The organism is Chryseobacterium sp. BGARF1 (genome assembly GCF_001677955.1).
Lineage (GTDB): Bacteria > Bacteroidota > Bacteroidia > Flavobacteriales > Weeksellaceae > Chryseobacterium.
The window spans coordinates 53,692-74,038 of record NZ_LELA01000042.1 but is presented as its reverse complement, the minus strand read 5'-3'; the positions used below and the strand labels follow the sequence as shown (position 1 = coordinate 74,038).

The following is a 20,347-nucleotide window of genomic DNA, read 5'->3' as shown; positions in this document are numbered from 1 at the left end:
CTTTTTCTTTTTTAATAAATTTATGATTTGGAAATTGAAAAAACAATAGTTAAATATTAATTTTTTTCAACATTCACTTTAAATTTAATCTCATCGATGTCGATTTCGTTAAAATTTGAAAGTGAAGATACAATTTCTATTTTATTTGACAAGACCTCAGATGAAATATATTCTTCATTTTGTTTGATCTGCTCCAAAAATGGAGTGTTTTCTTCCAAAACGATGCTTATTCTGTCTGTTAAATCAAAATCTTTCTCTTTTCTAAGATTTTGGATCCTGTTGATAAATTCTCTTGCGATACCTTCAGATCTCAATTCATCAGTCATCTTCAAATCTAGTGCCACAGTTGTTTTACCATCTGAAGTTACCGTCCATCCCGGAATATCTTTAGTTGAAATTTCTACATCTGCAGTAGTGATTTCATAGCCTTGAATTTCTATGCTTCCTTCTTTTTCTAAAGATGAGATTTGCTCTCCGGAAAGGCTAGTGATTTCATTACCAACGACTTTCATGTCTTTTCCAAGTCTTGAACCTAAAGTTTTGAAGTTTGGTTTGATCTGTTTTACAATTAAATGGGAAGCTTCTTCCGCATTGATCAATTGTAATTCTTTAACGTTAACTTCTTGTTTAATTAATTCTGCTACCGCTAAGATCTGTTCCTCTGTTTTCTTATTTAAAACAGGAATTAAAACCCTTTGAAGTGGTTGTCTTACTTTTAGGCTTTCTGCACGTCTGATTGATAGCACTAGACTTGTGATATTTTGTGCTAAATGTGTTTTTTCAACCAGATCCTGATCGATCAAACTTTCATCTGCAACCGGGAAGTCTGTTAAATGCACAGATCCTGCGCTGTCTTTTCCTGTTACTTTGTTTAGATCCTGATACAGCTGATCCATAAAGAACGGAGCAATTGGTGCAGATAATTTGGCAACCGTTTCAAGACAAGTATATAAAGTCTGGTAAGCAGAGATCTTGTCATCAGAATAATCTCCTTTCCAGAAACGTCTTCTGCACAATCTTACATACCAGTTACTCAAATTATCATTTACAAAATTACTGATCGCTCTTGCAACTCTTGTCGGCTCGTAATCTTCGTAAAATGCCTTTACTTCTTTAATTAAAAGATTCAATTCAGATAAGATCCAACGGTCGATCTCTGGTCTGTTTTGAACTTCTTTTTCAGAATAATTGAATCCATCAACATTTGCATATAAACTAAAGAATGAATAGGTATTGTAAAGCGTTCCGAAGAATTTTCTTCTTACTTCATCAATTCCATCTTTGTCGAATTTCAAATTTTCCCACGGATTTGCATTAGAGATCATATACCAACGCGTTGCATCCGGTCCGTAATCTGAAAGTATTTCAAACGGATCAACTGCATTTCCTAGACGTTTTGACATTTTCTGACCGTTTTTGTCCAAAACAAGTCCGTTGCTCATTACATTTTTATAAGCGACCGAATCAAAAACTGCTGTTCCGATAGCGTGAAGTGTGTAGAACCATCCACGAGTCTGGTCAACACCTTCTGCGATGAAATCTGCTGGGAAAGCTTTATTGTTATCGATTAATTCTTTGTTCTCGAAAGGATAATGCAACTGTGCATAAGGCATCGAACCTGAATCAAACCAAACGTCAATAAGGTCGCTTTCACGGTTCATTGCTTTTCCTGAATCTGAAACCAAGACAACTTTATCAACAATGTTTTTGTGCAAGTCGATCAAGTCATAGTTTTCTTCAGACATATTTCCAATCTCAAAACCTTTGAAAGGGTTTTCAGTCATCAATCCTATTGAAATAGACTTTTCGATCTCATTATATAATTCTTCAACAGAACCAATTAATTTCTCTTCTTTTTGATCTTCAGTTCTCCAGATCGGCAATGGAATACCCCAATATCTTGAGCGGGAAAGATTCCAGTCGTTCACGTTTTCCAACCAATTTGCAAAACGGCCTTCTCCGGTAGCTTTTGGCTTCCAGTTGATGGTTTCGTTCAATTCTACCAAACGGTCTTTTACAGCTGTCATTTTTACAAACCAAGAATCCAAAGGATAGTATAAAACTGGTTTATCGGTTCTCCAACAGTGCGGATAACTGTGAACATATTTTTCTACTTTGAAGGCTTTGTTTTCTGTTTTCAACAAAATTGCCAATTCTACATCCCAAGATTTTTCAGGTGCAGTTCCTTCATCGTAATATTCGTTTTTAATATATTTTCCTGAGAAAGTTTCCGGAACATCATTTCCTTTGATGAATTTACCTTGTAGATCAACCAACGGAACTAAATTATCATTCTCGTCTTTCACCAACATTGGCGGAATTCCTGCATCTTTCGCAACTCTTGCATCATCTGCACCAAAAGTAGGAGCGATGTGTACGATACCTGTACCGTCTTCTGTGGTTACAAAATCTCCGATAATTACTCTAAACGCTTTTTCAGGAGTTTCATCCGGTGTAAACCAAGGGATTAATTGCTCATATTGAGTTCCTGCAAGTTGTTCACCAGTAAATTCTTTTAAAACTTTATATGGAATGTTTTTAATTTCTGATTCTAAAAATTTTATTCTTTGTTCTCCATATTTAGGTTCTGCTAGTCCGGATAATTTAGATTTTATATCATCAATTTCAAGATTTAAAAAATTATGATATTCTTCTAGTGAATTGCTTTTAAAAAGATATTCATTCTGTTTTGTGTCAGTTCTAATATCAACAAATTTTTTACCGAAATTCTTTTCCAATAAAACTCTCGCTAAAACAACTGTTATAGGCTCAAAAGTATATTGGTTGAAGGTTTTTACCACAACATATTCAATATCTCTTCCTACCGCCAAAGCCGTGTTTGAAGGCAAGGTCCAGGGAGTTGTTGTCCAAGCTAAAACACTTACATCTCCATCAACATCGTTGAATAATTCTGAAGAATCTTTTTTAACTTTAAACTGAGCAACAATTGTTGTGTCGGTAACATCACGGTAAGTTCCCGGCTGATTCAACTCGTGAGAAGAAAGTCCGGTTCCTGCTTTCGGAGAATATGGCTGAATGGTGTAGCCTTTATATAATAATTCTTTGCTGTACAATTGCTTCAACAACCACCAAACCGTCTCCATATATTTTGACTTGTACGTAATGTACGGATCTTCAAGATCTACCCAATATCCGATTTTTTCGGTAAGGTGATTCCAAACATCAGTATAACGCATTACCGCTTCACGACAAGCTTTGTTGTAATCTTCAATCGAAATTTTTTTGCCAATATCTTCTTTAGTGATTCCGAGTTCTTTTTCAACTCCTAATTCCACAGGAAGTCCGTGTGTGTCCCAACCTGCTTTACGGAAAACCTGTTTCCCGTTCTGCGTTTGGTAACGACAGAAAATATCTTTCAACGCTCTTGCCATAACGTGGTGAATTCCGGGCATTCCGTTTGCAGAAGGCGGACCTTCGTAAAACACAAACTCAGGATTTCCCTGACGTGTTTCCACACTTTTTGCAAACGTATCATTTGCTTTCCAGAATTCCGAAACATTCTCGGCTACATCTATAAGGTTGAGGTTTTTATATTCTTTAAATTGGCTCATTGTAATTTCTCAATTTCGTTGATTAATCAAGTTGGCAAATTTAGTGAATTTTGTCGGTTTATAATATATGTTTTATTTTGATTCCGTCTATTGAAAAGTTGGAAGAAATTAAGAGTGTTTTAAATTGTGAATTGTTAATAGTGAAATGTGAGTTTTTAAAGCCTATGACATAATAATGTATTTGTCTTTTATCAATAGGAGCGGGCTTTAGCCCGCTTTCAAATTTGACAGACGAAATTGGCTTTAGCCAAAACTTATTTTTCTCTCACATTTTAATTTAACCTTAAAAGTAATCATCCGTGAAAATCTGTGGGATTTATATCTCCCGCTGATTACACAGATTTTCGCAGATTTTTATTGTTCAATGCTTCATTCTTTTCATTTTAATTAAATTTGTCTTCTAAATTTACACTATTGGAACTTTTCCCATTCATTGAAAAAGCAAGCAGTCACGATATAAAAATATTTCAGGAAGAAAAGCTTCAGGAGCTTTTGGTTTATCTGGAAGCCAATTCACCTTTTTACCAGAAATTATTTAAAGAAAATAAAATTCAAATTTCTGATATTCAGACTTTGGAAGATTTGCAGAAAATTCCAACAACTTCCAAAAACGATATTCAGCAAAATAATGATGATTTTTTCTGTATTCCACAGAATCAAATTGTTGATTACAGTACAACTTCCGGAACGCTTGGTGACCCCGTAACTTTCGGTTTATCTGATGCCGACCTTGAAAGATTGGCTTACAACGAAGCGATTTCTTTCGCTTGCGCAGGAATCCAAAAAGGTGATGTTCTACAAATGATTACGACAATTGATAAAAGATTTATGGCTGGTTTGGCTTATTTTTTAGGTTTAAGAAAAATGGGTGCAAGTGTCGTAAGAATGGGGCCGGGAATTCCAGAACTTCAATGGGATTCTATTTTTAGATACCAACCAAAATATTTGATAACCGTTCCATCATTTCTATTAAAAATGATTGATTATGCCGAAAAACACGGAATTGATTATAAAAATTCCAGTGTTTTTGGTGCAGTTTGTATTGGTGAAAGCATCAAAAATCAGGATTTTACAGACAATATTCTTTCGCAGAAAATTAAGGAGAAATGGAATATTCAATTGTATTCCACTTATGCTTCTACTGAAATGAGCACTGCGTTTACCGAGTGTGAACATCAAGTTGGAGGGCATCAACATCCGGAATTAATTATTACCGAAATTCTTGATGATGAAGGAAATCCAGTAAAAGATGAAGAAAGCGGTGAACTGACCATTACAACTTTGGGTGTTGAAGCACTTCCTTTGTTGAGATTTAAAACAGGAGATTTAGTTAAAGCACATTATGAACCTTGTCAATGTGGTAGAAATACAATGCGACTTGGTCCTGTTGTCGGAAGAAAGCAACAGATGATTAAATATAAAGGAACGACTTTGTATCCGCCTGCAATGAACGATATTCTGAATGATTTTGAAGGGATTTTATGCTATCAAATTGTTATTCAGTCTAATGAAATTGGTTTAGATGAAATTATCATTAAACTCAGCGCAGAAAGAGAAGATGAGAGTTTTGAAGCGGAGGTGAGAGACCATTTTAGAGCAAAATTAAGAGTTAGCCCGAAAATTGAAATGGTAGATTTTGATGTTTTGTCTAAAACTGTTTTCAACCCAAACAGTAGAAAACCGATTACATTTATAGATTTAAGATAAATTTTAAGTTTTATTCAAATAAGTTGGAAATATTATCGTTCAGTTAAAACTAATTTGCTTTTCTGATATTATATTTGCAATCTTAATTTTATACTATGAAAAAAATATTTCTATTTCTGTTCGTTGCAATGAGCACGACAATTTTCGCTCAAAATAAATTGACCATCGAATCGGGAAATCTGAGTTTTCTAAAAGGACAAACAGAAGTTAATGTTGAACGGAATTACGGAAGCCCGCTTTTTCAGGCAGATAATTTTACGGAAACTGAATATATTGAAAGAAGGCATAAGGAAACTGTCGCAAAAAAAGGAGAAGAGGCATGGAAAAAGTGGATTGATATTTGGGAGCAACATGTAGAAACCATTTGGACGGAAAAGTTCATTGAAGGTTTAAATAGATCAAAGAAAATTAAGTTTGCTCAAAATCTTGAAACAAAATATACTTTGATTATCCAGCCAAAATGGATGTATGCAGGATGGAGCGGTTTTGTAACGCAGCCCGGAAAATTAACAGCAGAAATTACAATCGTGGAAACTGAAAATCCTTCAAAAGTTTTAGCAAAATTTATAGGCGATAAAATTGAAGGAGTCGGAAGTAAGGTCGATTACAGCATGGAATATGGAAGAATCGCTGCAGCTTACGAAAAAACAGGAAAAGAGTTTGGGAAAGAATTGAAAAAAGCTTTAAAATAAAACAAAAAGCGGTCTGAAAATTTTCAGACCGCTTTTTTATGCTTGTTGCTTTTCTGCTTTAATGAAATTTGCCAAATTCACAATTGCAGTATCATGTATTCTCACAAACGTATTTTTTTTGTCCCAAACATACCCTGCCAAAACTGCGCAAATTTTTCTTTTTACATCAGGGTTTTCCGGCTGATGGAAAAATAATTCCTGAAGATTTCCGGTGTACCACTCTTTTACATACGTTGTAAAAACATCTACACCGTACAGAATATAATCTGCAAATTCTTTTTGCCAATCGACTTTTTCTCCGTTTAATTGTCTTATGGCCAGTTTTGCCGCTGTCATTCCGCCTTCGGTTGCAAAAGCCATTCCCGAAGAGAAAACTGGATCCAGGAATTCTGAAGCATTTCCCGTTAAAGCAAATCCGTCTCCGAATAAGCTTTTTACCGAGCAAGAATAATCTTTCAAATGTCTTGGTTCAAAAAGAAATTCTACATCACCAAAACGTTTTACATAATAATCAGAAAGTGAAATTGCTTTTCTCAAAGCTTCCGTAGGGTCTCCATTTTCAGAAAGTTTTTCAATATAATCAGTAGGGCCAACAATTCCTATGCTTGTATTTCCATTGGAAAATGGAATTACCCAAAGCCAGACTTCTGTTTCAATAATATCAAAAGAAATCAAAGTTCCTTCTACGCCTTCTTCTCTGTTGATATCTTCAACGTGAGCAAAAATTGCAGAGTGCGGAGACAATTTTGAAGGTTTTTCTAAATCTAAAAGTCTTGGTAAAACCCTTCCGTAACCGCTGGAATCAATCACAAACTTGGCGTGGATCTCTTTCGTTTTTCCGTCTTTGTTTTTTACGGTCGTAATAGAATCGGTTCCGTTAAATTCAATGCCGATAACTTCTGTTTCAAATTCAAGGTCAATGCCTTTGTTGATGACTTCCTGAGCCAGAGTATTGTCGAAATCGGCTCTTGGAACTTGCCAGGTCCAATCCCATCCTTCTCCGAATTTGTTGCTGAAGTCAAAAATACAAACTTCATTTCCTCGCATAAAGCGCGCTCCCAATTTCTTTTCAAAGCCCATTTTATCTAAAGCAGGAAACAATCCGGCTTCATCAAAATGATCCATTACTCTGGGAATAAGGCTTTCGCCAACAACAAGTCTTGGGAATTTAGTTTTTTCAACCACTTTCACATTGATGTTCTTCTTCTTTAAATAAGCAGAAGATACGCATCCAGAAGGTCCGGCTCCAATTACTAAAACATCAACAATTTCTTTGTCCATTTGTTTAATAAAACTTTTTATCTTTGCGCAAAATTAGTGACAATTAATTACATTTTACAAAAATTATATATTATTACTTTTAATTGATGAAAATAAATAACTTTTTAGAACTGAGAGATTTTCAGAGAATTATTATTGAAAATGAAAGCATTGAATTAGATCTAACACTTCTCCAGAGGGTGAATGAGAGCTTTTCTTTTCTAAAGGAATTTTCAAAAAATAAAGTAATTTATGGTGTGAATACGGGTTTTGGGCCAATGGCGCAATTTAAGATCAGTGATGAAGATACACACCAACTTCAGTATAATCTTATCAGAAGCCATTCTTCGGGTATCGGAAATCCACTTCCTGCTGATGAGGTAAAAGCTTGTATGTTAGCAAGATTAAATACACTATCATTAGGGAATTCCGGAGTTCATGAATCTGTAGTAAATTTACTTAAAGAATTAATTAACAGAAACATTACACCGCTTATTTTTGAACACGGAGGTGTTGGAGCAAGTGGTGATTTGGTGCAATTGGCGCACTTGGCTTTAGTTTTAATTGGTGAAGGCGAAGTTTTTTATAAAGGTGACAGAAGATCAACCAAAGAAGTTTTTGGAATTGAAGGTTTAGAGCCAATTCAGGTAGAAATAAGAGAAGGTTTAGCCTTAATGAACGGAACTTCTGTTATGACTGGAATAGGTGTTGTTAATGCGTATAAAGCCAATCAATTAACTGATATTTCATTAAAACTATCTTGTGCCATTAACGAAATTGTTCAGGCATATGATGACCATTTTTCAGAAGTATTGAATGGAACAAAGCTTCACGCAGGTCAGCAGAAAATTGCAGAAAAAATGCGTGATCATTTATCTGACAGTAAATTGATCAGAAAAAGAGCAGACCATTTATATACTCACTTTGAAGAACAGGAAAAGGTTTTCAAAGAAAAAGTACAGGAATATTATTCTTTAAGATGTGTTCCTCAGATTTTAGGTCCGGTTTTAGATACTTTAGAATACACTGAAAAAGTGTTGGAAAATGAGATCAATTCAGCGAACGATAATCCAATTATCAATGTAAAAGATCAACATGTTTATCATGGTGGAAATTTCCACGGAGATTATATTTCTTTGGAAATGGATAAGTTGAAGATTGTTGTAACGAAGTTGACCATGTTGGCTGAAAGACAATTGAATTATCTTTTAAATTCAAAAATAAACGAAATTTTACCTCCATTTGTTAATTTAGGTAAATTAGGATTTAATTTCGGGATGCAGGGTGTTCAGTTTACGGCAACTTCCACAACGGCAGAAAGTCAGATGTTGTCGAACCCAATGTATGTTCACAGTATTCCTAATAATAATGATAATCAGGATATTGTAAGTATGGGAACCAATGCAGCGGTGATTTGCAGAAAAGTAATTGAAAACGCTTTTGAAGTTTTGGCTATTGAAGCGATTACTGTTGTTCAGGCTATAGAATACCTGGGTTACCAAGATCAAATTTCATCAAAAACAAAAGAATTGTACGATGAGATCAGAAAAATTATTCCTGCATTTTCAAATGATATGGTGATGTATCCTTATTTGGAGGAAGTGAAAAAATATTTAAAACATTTCTAAAGTCCTGAAAGGACGATTTAACAAAGAATAGGATGAAATCCTATTAATAGAAAATATTAAAAACGAATAGATGAAATGTGCAATTGTAACAGGCGGTTCCCGAGGAATTGGAAGAGCCATCTGTATAAAACTGGCAGAAGAGAAAATTGAGCATATTTTAATTAATTATACTTCTAATGAAGCTGCAGCAAAGGAAACTTTAGCGAAAGTGGAAGAGTTAGGTTCTACAGGAGAAATTCTTAAATTTGATGTAGGAAATGCCGAAGAAACTCAAAAAGTTTTAAATGAATGGCAGGAAAATAATCCAAATTCTGTAGTCGAAATTATCGTAAACAACGCAGGAATTACAAGAGACGGATTATTCATGTGGATGCCAATTGAAGACTGGAATTCTGTGATCAATACAAGTTTAAATGGTTTCTATAATGTGACGAATTTCTTCATTCAAAAATTATTGAGAAACAAATATGGCAGAATTATCAATATGGTTTCTGTTTCCGGAGTAAAAGGAACGGCTGGACAAACCAATTATTCTGCTGCGAAAGGAGCTTTGGTGGGAGCGACAAAAGCTTTGGCTCAGGAAGTTGCAAAAAGAAATATCACGGTAAATGCAGTTGCTCCGGGTTTTATCAAAACAGATATGACTCAGGATTTTAACGAAGATGAATTGAAAACGATGATTCCAGCCAATCGATTTGGTGAAGCAGAAGAAGTGGCAGATTTGGTTGCATTTTTAGCATCAAAAAAATCTTCTTACATCACAGGAGAAATTATTAATATTAACGGAGGAATTTATTCATAAATTAGGTAACAGATAATAGGTGACAGTAATTAGCTGCAACCTAAAACCTGAAGCTTATAACCTAAAATTTAGATGGAAAATAGGGTAGTCATTACCGGAATGGGAATTTATTCTTGCATCGGCACTTCTTTGGAAGAAGTGAAAGAATCCCTGTATCAAGGAAAATCGGGAATTGTTTTAGTCGATGAAAGAAAAGACTTTGGCTTTAGGTCGGGTCTTACGGGAGTTGTTCCAAAACCGGATTTGAAGAATCTTCTCAGCAGACGTCAACGCGTAAGTATGGGCGAAGAAAGCGAATACGCTTACATTGCAACATTGGATGCTCTAAAACAGGCAAAAATCGACCAAGACTTTTTAGACCAAAACGAAGTTGGGATTTTATATGGAAATGACAGTGTTTCAAAAGCGGTTGTAGAATCTATTGATATTGCTAGAGAAAAAAAAGATACCACGTTGATGGGTTCTGGAGCGATTTTTAAATCGATGAACTCCACGGTAACGATGAATCTTTCTACTATTTTTAAATTGAGGGGAATCAATCTCACCATCAGTGCAGCTTGTGCAAGCGGTTCTCATTCTTTGGGATTGGCTTACATGATGATTAAAAATGGTTTTCAGGAGATGATTGTTTGCGGTGGAGCACAGGAAACCAACAAATATTCAATGGCGAGTTTTGATGGTTTGGGTGTTTTTTCGGTAAGAGAAAACGAACCAGCAAAAGCATCAAGACCTTTTGATTCTGAAAGAGATGGCTTAATACCGAGCGGTGGAGCAGCAACTTTAATTGTTGAAAGCCTTGAATCTGCACAGAAAAGAGGTGCCACTATTTTAGGCGAGATCGTTGGTTACGGCTTTTCTTCAAACGGCGGACATATTTCTACACCGAATGTAGACGGTCCGGCTTTAGCGATGAACCGTGCTTTAAAACAGTCGGGTTTAGAAGTAAAAGATATCGATTATATTAATGCTCATGCGACTTCCACACCAATTGGTGATGCAAACGAAGCAAAAGCGATTCACGAAATCTTCGGAAGCGAAGTCCCGGTAAGTTCTACAAAGTCAATGACGGGTCACGAATGTTGGATGGCAGGTGCAAGTGAAGTGATCTATTCGATTTTGATGATGCAGAACGATTTTATCGCTCCAAATATCAATTTAGAAAATCCTGATGAAGACGCTCAAAAGATAAATTTGATCTCCGAAACTAAAAATCAAAAAATTGACGTATTTTTGTCGAATTCTTTCGGATTTGGGGGAACCAATTCCGCATTAATCGTTAAAAAATTTGAATAAAGAAAACATGGAAAGAGAAAAAATTGTTGCCATTGCTAATGATTTTTTAATCAATGAATTTGAGGTAGATGGTGACGAAATCACTCATGATGCTCATTTTAAGAAGACTTTGGGCTTAGACAGTTTAGATTATATAGATTTGGTGGTAGTTATCGAATCTAATTTTGGAGTGAAATTAGGCGAAGCAGACTTTAAAGATATTATCACATTTGATGATTTCTACTCGACAATTGAAAACAAGATCGCCAATAAAAACGCATAACTATCGATTAAACTTTACTCAAAAAATGTAACGATACTACAATTTAACAGTTTACCAATGTTTTAAATATTGTTACATTGTTAGACTGATACATTGTTAAATTAATACTATGAACAAGTGGAAAGGTAAATCTAAAGGCACTATTCTTGGTTACCAAATTTTCGTCTGGTGCATTAGAAATATCGGGATCCGAAGTTCTTATTTTGTACTTTATTTTGTTGCCTGTTACTACTTTTTGTTCGAAAAAAACAGCAACAAATACTACAGATATTATTTCCAGAAAAGATTAAATTACGGATTTTGGAAAACAAAAATTTCATTATTTAAAAGCTATTTCACTTTCGGAACAATTCTGATTGATAAAACTGCTATTTCTGCAGGATTAAGAAACAAATATACCTACGAATTCGACGGAATAGAAAATCTTAGAAATCTTTTGGCCGAAAAAAAAGGTGGAGTTCTCATCAGCGCACACATCGGAAATTTCGAAATTGCAGAGCATTTTTTTGCCGATATCGATTTCGAATGTCAGATTAATTTAGTCACTACAGACCAGGAAGTTACGGTCATTAAAGAATATCTAGAAAGCATTTCTGTAAAACAAAGCAACATCAAATTCATTTACGTGAAAGACGATATGTCGCATATTTTCGACATCAATGAAGCGTTGTCTAAAAACGAATTGATATGTTTTACAGGCGATCGTTATTTTGAAGGTTCAAAATTCCTTGAAGCAGATTTGCTTGGGAAAAGTGCAAAATTTCCGGCAGGTCCGTTCCTTATTGCTTCCAGATTGGGTGTTCCTGTGGTTTATGTGTATGTAATGAAAGAAAAGAATCTTCATTATCATTTGTATGCAAGAGTCGCTGAAAACGTCAAAAAACGCGATGCACAAGGGCTTTTACACTCATACACCAAAAATCTTGAATCGATGATTCAGAAATATCCACTTCAATGGTTCAACTATTTCGATTTTTGGGACGATATTGATTAATTTTCGATAATTTTAAGGCGGTTATTTGACAGTATTGAATAACAGTTTAATATTTTTTTATGGCAGCTATTTCCGCCTTCCGCTCTCAATCTTTTTTTGCCAAAGCTTTACCAAAGCAAAAAAAGGATTTCCGCTCAAGTCGGGCTGCAAACAATTCAGCAATAGAAAAGCCTTGTCAAGGTTTTAAACCTTGACAAGGCTGATGAAAATTAATTTCCTTGAAAAAAACATACGACATATTGATTATCGGCAGCGGAATAGGAGGTCTTGTTTCGGCTCTTATTTTGGCTAAAGAAGGCTTAAAGGTCTGTGTCCTAGAAAAAAACAATCAATATGGCGGAAATTTACAGACATTTTCCCGTGATAAATTAATTTTCGATACCGGAGTTCATTATTTGGGCGGACTTTCAAAAGGACAAAACCTGCATCAGTTTTTTTCTTACCTGGAAATAATGGATGATTTGGAGCTCCAGAAAATGGATGAAAATGGCTACGATAAAATCACTTTCGGAGACGATGAAATTGAATATCCGCACGCTCAGGGTTATGAAAACTTTGTTGAACAATTATCAAAATATTTTCCTGAAGAAAGAGAGAATTTAGAAGATTATTGTGAAGAAATTCAGCGTGTTTGCAATCACTTTCCCAGATATAATGTGGTTGGAAAAGATAGTTATAGTGAAGAAATTCTCCATTTAAATACCAAAAGATTCATCGAATCGATTACTCAGAATAATAAATTGCAATCTGTTTTATTGGGTTCCAATTTTTTGTATGCAGGCGATTCTGAAAATGTTCCGTTTTACGTTCATGCTTTAACGGTGAATTCTTATATTCAAAGTGCTTACAAATGTATGAAAGGAGGAAGCCAGATTTCTAAGCTTTTAATCCGAAAATTAAGAGAATACGGAGCGGATGTTCACAAACATTCTGAAGTTACTGGGTTTATCTTTAATGAAAATAATGTTTTAAGTTCGGTAAAAACGAGATCAGGGAAAGAATATTTCGCCAAGCAGTTCATTTCAAATATTGAAATTCGTTCTTTAACTAAAATAATCGGCGAAGAAAAGCTGAAAAAATCTTTTTTAAACAGGATCCTGAGCTGGGAGCCGGTTTCCTCGTGTTTTAGCGTTTATTTGGTTTTAAAACCTCAAACAGTTCCGAACTTTAATTACAATATTTACCACTATTCATCTGAAGAACTGGTCTGGAATGCCTATCGTTACGACAAACAATCGTGGCCCGAAACCTATATGCTTTCTTCCACGCCTTCAAAGAATCATCCTGATTTTGCAGAAAGCTTAACCGCCATTTCTTATATGGATTTTGATGAGGTGAAAGCGTGGGAAACTACTGTAAACACCGTTGCTGAAGAACACGAAAGAGGAAAACAATACGAAAAATTTAAGCTAGAAAAAGCAGAAAATATGATTGATGCTTTAGAAAAGAAAATACCGAATTTAAGAGACTCAATTAAACATATTTATACGTCTTCACCTTTGTCTTACCGCGACTATATCGGAAGTTTTAACGGGAATATGTATGGTTACATCAAAAGTTCAGAAAACCCTTTAAAAACGATGGTTTCTCCGCGAACGAAGATTGATAATCTCTTTCTAACAGGGCAATCTGTCAATATGCACGGGATTTTGGGTTGTACAATCGGAGCGTTCAATACTTGCGCAGAAATTTTGGGTAAAGAAAAAATTGATGAACGTTTGACGCAAATGATTAATAAGAATGAAAGTGAAAAATAAAGATAAAATACAGTTTGTCATTCAGAACGAAGCGAAGCGAAGTGAAGAATCTCAATTGTTTTTGTTGAGATTCTTCCTTCGTCTGAATGACAACATTCGACGTTTATACAATAACAGAAATCTAATTTTCCTTTTTCTAAACCTTATTCTCATTCTCAACCTTACTTCTTGTGGTGTCCGAAAATCAATCAAACACGTTCCTGATATCAAACAATATTCGTTAGAAATACCCAAAATCAAAACAATTAACGACTCTACTTTTAGTTTTAACCAAAATTATTTAACCAAAAATAAACAGCAGCTTTGGGAACTGTACATCAAAGGAAATCCTTTGCAATTGGGCTATAACAATGGCGCTTTAACGCAAAATTTGATGCAGAAACAGGAAGAAATTTTCTTTTCTAAAGTGGAAAGTTTTGTTCCCTCGAAGTTTAAGCAAAAATTGTTGAGAGGTTTCTTGAAATGGTACAACCGAAAAATGTATCTCAATGTAAGAGAAGATTTTCAGGCTGAATTATACGGCTTATCGCAATATTCATCAGATAAATATGATTTTATTGCTCCAAAGTTTAGACGAGCGATGTATTTGCACGGCGCACACGATATTGGTCACGCAATGCAGGATCTAATGGTTGTTGGTTGCACTTCGCTTGCAGTTTGGAATGAAAATACGGAAGACGGAGATTTGTTGATTGGAAGAAATTTTGATTTTTATGTCGGTGACGAATTTGCGAAAAATAAATTAATTGAATTTGTAGAACCAGAAGACGGAATTCCTTATATGTCTGTAAGTTGGCCAGGAATGATTGGTGTAGTTTCCGGGATGAATAAAGAGGGAATTACAGTAACGATTAACGCCGGGAAATCGAAAATTCCGTTCACTGCAAAAACGCCAATTTCTTTTGTGACAAGAGAAATTTTGCAATACGCCACAACAATTGATGAAGCGATTGCGATTGCCAGAAAGAGAAAAGTTTTCGTGTCCGAATCTATTTTGGTAGGAAGTTCAAATGATAAAAATGCAGTCATTATTGAAGTTTCTCCCGATAATTTTGGGGTTTATAAAGTTGAAAATACGAGTAAAGTTTTTTGCACCAATCACTTTCAATCGGAGGCTTATAAAGATGATAAAAGAAATAAAAAGCAAATTTTAGAAAGTCATTCTGAATACCGTTACGAAAAACTTCAGGAGCTTTTGCAGGAAAATAAAAAACTGAATCCTGAAAAAATGGCTTCCATTTTAAGAGACAAATCTGGTTTGAAAGATGAAAAAATAGGCTATGGAAATGAGAAAGCGATTAATCAGCTTTTGGCACATCACGCGGTGATTTTTTCGCCTCAGAAAAGATTAGTTTGGGTTTCTTCAAACCCTTATCAGTTGGGCGAATTTGTCTGTTATGATTTGAATGAGATTTTCTCTGATAAAAGATTAAGAAGTGGAAAATTTCCAAAATCTGAATTGAATATTGTTAAAGACCCGTTTGTAGATTCTCAGGAATTTGAAAATTATGAAGAGTTTAAATTTGCTCATTCTGAAATACAAAGTGCAATCGATTCGGATAATATGGTTCTTACAGATGATTTTATTCCTCATTATCAATCTTTGAATCCTGATTTTTGGCTGGTTTATTATCAATCCGGGAAATATTATTTTAAACAAAAAGAATTTTCAAAAGCAAAAACAGAATTTGAAAAAGCTTTAACGAAGGAGATTACAACAATTCCTGATAAAGAAAATATCGAGAGATATTTGAAGAAAGTGAAGAAAAATGTGAAATAAATCTTTTTTTAGGACAAAATATTTTATTGAAATAGAGCTATGAGAAGCAATTCTTATAGCTTTTTTTAGTTTTAATTAAATTGTGGTTGTAATTGTATTTTGTTGCGTTGTTCGTGGATTTCGTGCTTTTTAATTTGTTTTGTTGAATTATTCTAAATATAATTATTTATTTTTTGTGAAAATGTTTGGTGGCGATTGTGTTAAATATTTATATTCGTTTTTCCAATACTATTGAATTAATGAAAAAAATCTATTTTTTAATTTTATCTTTTTTACTCCTTATTTCATGTAAAACTGATGAAAAAATGGAAGCTGTAGAAACAGAAAGTTCCTTTGTTAACTTTAATATTGATGCAGTTCCTTATTCAAAACTTTCAACGTATTCTTTTTTTACCGGAGATTTAAAAAATTTAAATCCATCAAAAAAAGTGATTCCTTATGAACCGGCGAGCTCTCTTTTTACAGATTATGCCTTAAAAAAGAGATTTATCTGGATGCCGGAATCTACTAAAGCAAGTTATGTTTCAGATGATCAGTCGTTAAATTTTCCTGTCGGAACAGTTTTAATTAAAAACTTTTATTATAATACTGTTCAGCCGGGTAATAGCACGAAAATTATTGAGACAAGATTAATGATTAAAAAAGCGAGCGGTTGGATATTTGCTGAATATTTGTGGAATGATGATCAAACTGAAGCAAATTTAGTAACTGGTGCCGATTTTACAAGCGGAAGCTCAAAAAATATTACATTTAAGAAAAGTAATAATGATGTTATTACTACAGCTTACAGAATTCCTTCTGAGTCTGAATGTTATGCCTGTCATAAATTAGATAATCAACCGGTTCCGATTGGTGTGAAACCTCAAAATCTTAATGCTTCTTATAGTTATCCAAACGGATTGAAAAATCAGTTACAGAAACTTGTTGATGAAGGTTATTTGCAAAGCTATCCTTCAAGTATTGTTTCTACAGTTGATTATAGAGATACAAGTAAACCTGTAGATATTCGATTACGTTCATATGTTGATATCAATTGTGCGCATTGTCATCAGGAAAAGGCTCGTTGTGATTACAGAGCGATACGACTGAGCTTTAATAAAACTGCCAACTTTGCAAATATGGGAATTTGTGTAGCCGCAGATGAGCCTATCGATCAGTCTTTACAGAGGATTATTACTCCGGGAAATCATAATAAATCTGTAATGAATTATAGACTTAATTCTGTAGATGAAAGTATGAGAATGCCTTTATTGGGAAGAACGGTGGTTCATGATGAGGGGGTAGAACTTTTAAAACAATGGATTAATTCTTTGAATCAAAACTGTCCATAAAAATAAAACTAAAAATAATCATGAAAAAAAAACTATCCTTTTTTGTTGTATTATTTAGTATAACATGGGGAAATGCACAATTAACCTGTGCTACAGCAGTGAATCTTTCACCGGGAACATATACTGCTCCTGCAGTTACAGGTACAGCGCTTCCGACAGTCTGTACGCTTGCTAATTCTGGAAATGCTGCGTTATGGTATAAATATACTGCGACGCAAAATATTAATATTACTGTTTCCACGGCTTTGCCAGGACAAAATGTAGATACAAGAATAATTGTTTTTAAAGGAAATTGCGGAAGTCAAACTTGTGTGACTGCAAATGATGATTTTTTAGGTTTGCCTTCTCAGGTTACTTTTGCTGCAACAATGGGAACAACTTATTACATCACTTTTGATAATAGGTGGACAAGCTCAGGATTTAACTTTACAGTTGCAGAAACTATTCCTGTACCAAGTCGTTTATCGTTTAATCAACAGTCTGTAAATGCTCCGGGAATCTATAACCATTGTGTGGTAGATATGAATGGTGATTATTTAGATGATATCGTTTCGGTGGTCAATAATACTCAGATAGTAATTGCATATCAACAGCCTGGAGGTACTTTTAATGAGGTAGCTCATACTATTCCTGATACTTCAGTTTTACCATATTGGAGTATTGCTGCCGGAGATTATGATAATAATGGCTTCAATGATCTTATCTATGGTTCTGCCAGCGGAATTGCTTTTGTAAAAGCCAATGCAACGGGAACAGGCTTCACCGTAGACAGAAAGCCTCAATCTTTTCTTACGCAGCGTACCAATTTTGTAGATATCAATAAAGACGGAAAATTAGATGCTTTTGTCTGTGATGATAATGCTCCCAACAGATTTTATATGAATGACGGAACCAATATGAATCATAATCAAGGTGGAATGGGAGATTTCCCTTCTGGCGGAAATTATGGATCCATTTGGGTTGACTATGATAATGATGGTGATATGGATTTATTTATCGCTAAATGTAGCGGAGGAGGCTCCGGACCTGGTGGAAATATTGATGAGCTTCATCGAAATAACGGTAACGGAACTTTCACCAATGTAGCGGCTATGGCAAATATGGCAAACCCTGTTCAGACTTGGTCTTCGGCTTGGGGAGATTTTAATAATGATGGTTGGATGGATGCTGTAGTGGGAATGAATTCCACAGCAAACGGATACAGCAAGGTGATGAAGAATAATGGGGATGGAACTTTTGCAGATGTCTCAGTAGATTCGGGTTATGATACTGCAAGTGGTTTAAGCAGAGAATATGTTGCTTATGATTTTGATAATGATGGATTTTTGGATATTTTAGGAGCTGGAAACAATATTATGTTTGGGGATGGAAATCTTAAATTTACTCCTAATGCAAATCCATATAATTTAAATTATAACAACAGACCGGTTGGGGATCTTAACAACGACGGTTTTCTTGATATTCAGAATGGAAATACCATTATGCTGAATGCAGGAAATACCAATAAATGGCTAAAAGTAACTTTACAAGGAACCCAAAGCAACAGAAACGGAATTGGTGCAAGAGTAGAAATTTACGGCGCTTGGGGAAAACAGATTCGTGATGTACAAAGTGGAGTAGGATTCAGAAATATGAATACATTGAATACACATTTTGGGATTGGTCAGGCTACTGCCATCACAAAAGTTGTTATAAAATGGCCTTCCGGATTGGTCGATATCATCGATAATGTTACACCAAATACAACCCTCCATGTTGTAGAAGGAACGCATTTAGGAACTAGAGATGTCGAAAATATCCAAGATTTATTTACAGTATATCCAAATCCTGCTTTTGATATTATTAATTTTAAATCAAACAAAAACTTTGCTCCGACAGAAGCAAAAATCTATGAGCTTAGCGGAAGAATGGTTTTACAGACCAAAGTTGAGAAAGAATCAATTTCTGTGAAACAATTAAATGCAGGTAATTATTTGTTGGTTTTAACCGATAAAAATGGGAAAATATATTCTCAGAAAATAATTAAAAAGTAAAATCTAATTTTAAACTTAAATTAATGCTGCAAAGTCGAAAGGCTTTGCAGTTTTTTATGAAAATCAATTATTTTCAGGATTCACTTTATTCAAAAAAAGAAAAGCAGCAATTCCTGAAATGGTAGAAATTGAAGTCGCCAGAATAAAGCTTCCGATAATGTATTGAAGCAGATTATTTTTTACTAAATCGAAATTCAAATCCTGACTCAAAAGATTAGAATCTCCTGAAACGAAAGGCGCTCCCAAAAACAATGAAGCGGCAATAATGAACGGAATAAACGGCGGCAAACTCACATTGGAAGCCACAAATGCCAAAACTTTATTGAGTTTGAAAAGGACTGATAAAGAAATTACCAACAACGTCTGAAATCCCCAAAACGGAGAAAGCCCAATGAAAACACCCAAAGCGATAGAAAACGCTTTTACACGGTTGGTTCCTTCACTTTCTAGAACATCTTCTTTGATGAATTTTTTAAAGCTTTTTTTTCTGAAATTATTAATGAAATTTCTTGGAATAATATACAATAAAGTGATGGTCACCAAAATTGTATTCAAAATACTGATTCTTGTAAAATCTTTAAAAGGTCTGAAATGCGAAACCCTTTCTGCAGGGTCATACAAAACTTTTATCGGAACATTTTTTACAGAAATGTGTCTCCAGGCGGTTCTTACGATAATTTCGATTTCAAACTCGAATTTTGGAGTAAAATATTTTTTCGGAATTTTATGTAAAGGATAAAGTCGATAACCAGATTGTGTGTCTTCAAGCTTGATTCCGGTCTCAAACCAAAACCAGAAATTAGAGAAACGATTTCCAAAACTGCTTTTTTTCGGAATCCCGTCTTGCGACATATTTCGATTTCCAATCAGTAAGACATCTTCGTTTTCTTTCAACAGATTTTCTACAAAAACAGGAATGTCATCGGGATAATGTTGTCCGTCTGAATCGATGGTGATGGCGTAATTGTAGCCTGATTCTTTTGCTTTTCTAAAACCTATTTTCAGTGCATTTCCTTTCCCTTTGTTTTCTGATAGATTAATAATAGTAATCGAATATTTTTCTAAAATCTGTAAAGTAGAATCAGTAGAGCCGTCATTGATAACGATAATATTTTCGGTATAATCTAAAACACCGTCAATTACTCTTTTCAGAGTTTTTTCGTTATTGTAAGTAGGAATTAAAACGCAGATTTTCTTTTCAGAAATTGCATTTTGCACTTCAGGAAGGGTCATTGT

At 34.6% G+C, this 20,347-nt stretch carries 14 protein-coding genes; 11 read left to right on the top strand and 3 right to left on the bottom strand.

Features of this window, described 5'->3' with window-relative positions:
* Positions 1-56: 56 nt before the first annotated feature.
* A complete protein-coding gene (gene ileS, locus AB671_RS07665; protein WP_066678205.1) occupies positions 57-3,572 on the bottom strand; it encodes an isoleucine--tRNA ligase in 3,516 nt (1,171 codons plus the stop codon).
* A gap of 414 nt (positions 3,573-3,986) precedes the next feature.
* Between ileS and AB671_RS07660 the strand changes: the two genes are divergently transcribed.
* Together AB671_RS07660 and AB671_RS07655 are read left to right on the top strand one after the other, a co-directional pair.
* Positions 3,987-5,279 carry a phenylacetate--CoA ligase family protein gene (locus tag AB671_RS07660; RefSeq protein WP_066678207.1) on the top strand — a complete coding sequence of 431 codons (1,293 nt, stop codon included), beginning with the start codon at positions 3,987-3,989 and terminating at the stop codon, positions 5,277-5,279.
* 95 nt (positions 5,280-5,374) lie between these two features.
* A complete protein-coding gene (locus AB671_RS07655) occupies positions 5,375-5,971 on the top strand; it encodes a hypothetical protein (RefSeq protein ID WP_066678209.1) in 597 nt (198 codons plus the stop codon).
* A gap of 36 nt (positions 5,972-6,007) precedes the next feature.
* Here AB671_RS07655 and AB671_RS07650 read toward each other — a convergent pair whose 3' ends face one another.
* Positions 6,008-7,252 carry an NAD(P)/FAD-dependent oxidoreductase gene (locus AB671_RS07650; protein ID WP_066678214.1) on the bottom strand — a complete coding sequence of 415 codons (1,245 nt, stop codon included), beginning with the start codon at positions 7,250-7,252 and terminating at the stop codon, positions 6,008-6,010.
* Positions 7,253-7,338: 86 nt separating this feature from the next.
* Here AB671_RS07650 and hutH point away from each other — a divergent pair, with 86 nt between their 5' ends.
* The 9 genes from hutH (at position 7,339) to AB671_RS07605 (ending at position 19,111) form a co-directional block, all read left to right on the top strand.
* Positions 7,339-8,859 carry a histidine ammonia-lyase gene (gene hutH / locus AB671_RS07645; protein WP_066678216.1) on the top strand — a complete coding sequence of 507 codons (1,521 nt, stop codon included), beginning with the start codon at positions 7,339-7,341 and terminating at the stop codon, positions 8,857-8,859.
* A gap of 70 nt (positions 8,860-8,929) precedes the next feature.
* On the top strand, positions 8,930-9,661 hold the full coding sequence (fabG, locus tag AB671_RS07640; RefSeq protein ID WP_066678218.1) for a 3-oxoacyl-ACP reductase FabG: 732 nt from the start codon (positions 8,930-8,932) through the stop codon (positions 9,659-9,661).
* A gap of 72 nt (positions 9,662-9,733) precedes the next feature.
* Complete coding sequence (locus tag AB671_RS07635) at positions 9,734-10,954, top strand: beta-ketoacyl-[acyl-carrier-protein] synthase family protein (protein WP_066678220.1); 1,221 nt, start codon at positions 9,734-9,736, stop codon at positions 10,952-10,954.
* A gap of 7 nt (positions 10,955-10,961) precedes the next feature.
* Entirely contained in the window at positions 10,962-11,216 is a 255-nt protein-coding gene (locus tag AB671_RS07630) for an acyl carrier protein (protein ID WP_066678274.1), read from the top strand.
* Between the two features lie 109 nt (positions 11,217-11,325).
* Positions 11,326-12,210 carry a lipid A biosynthesis acyltransferase gene (locus AB671_RS07625; protein ID WP_066678222.1) on the top strand — a complete coding sequence of 295 codons (885 nt, stop codon included), beginning with the start codon at positions 11,326-11,328 and terminating at the stop codon, positions 12,208-12,210.
* 218 nt (positions 12,211-12,428) lie between these two features.
* Positions 12,429-13,967: a phytoene desaturase family protein gene (locus AB671_RS07620; protein ID WP_066678224.1), complete on the top strand. Its 1,539-nt coding sequence runs from the start codon at positions 12,429-12,431 to the stop codon at positions 13,965-13,967.
* Positions 13,951-15,747, top strand: a complete 1,797-nt coding sequence (locus AB671_RS07615; protein WP_082987260.1) for a C45 family autoproteolytic acyltransferase/hydolase — start codon at positions 13,951-13,953, stop codon at positions 15,745-15,747. Before AB671_RS07620 ends, AB671_RS07615 begins: the two co-directional genes overlap by 17 nt.
* Positions 15,748-16,052: 305 nt before the next feature.
* On the top strand, positions 16,053-17,078 hold the full coding sequence (locus tag AB671_RS07610; protein WP_228390932.1) for a hypothetical protein: 1,026 nt from the start codon (positions 16,053-16,055) through the stop codon (positions 17,076-17,078).
* Positions 17,079-17,098: 20 nt separating this feature from the next.
* Positions 17,099-19,111, top strand: a complete 2,013-nt coding sequence (locus AB671_RS07605; protein ID WP_066678226.1) for an FG-GAP-like repeat-containing protein — start codon at positions 17,099-17,101, stop codon at positions 19,109-19,111.
* A gap of 63 nt (positions 19,112-19,174) precedes the next feature.
* Here AB671_RS07605 and AB671_RS07600 read toward each other — a convergent pair whose 3' ends face one another.
* Complete coding sequence (locus AB671_RS07600) at positions 19,175-20,344, bottom strand: DUF2062 domain-containing protein (RefSeq protein ID WP_066678228.1); 1,170 nt, start codon at positions 20,342-20,344, stop codon at positions 19,175-19,177.
* Between the last annotated feature and the right edge of the window lie 3 nt (positions 20,345-20,347).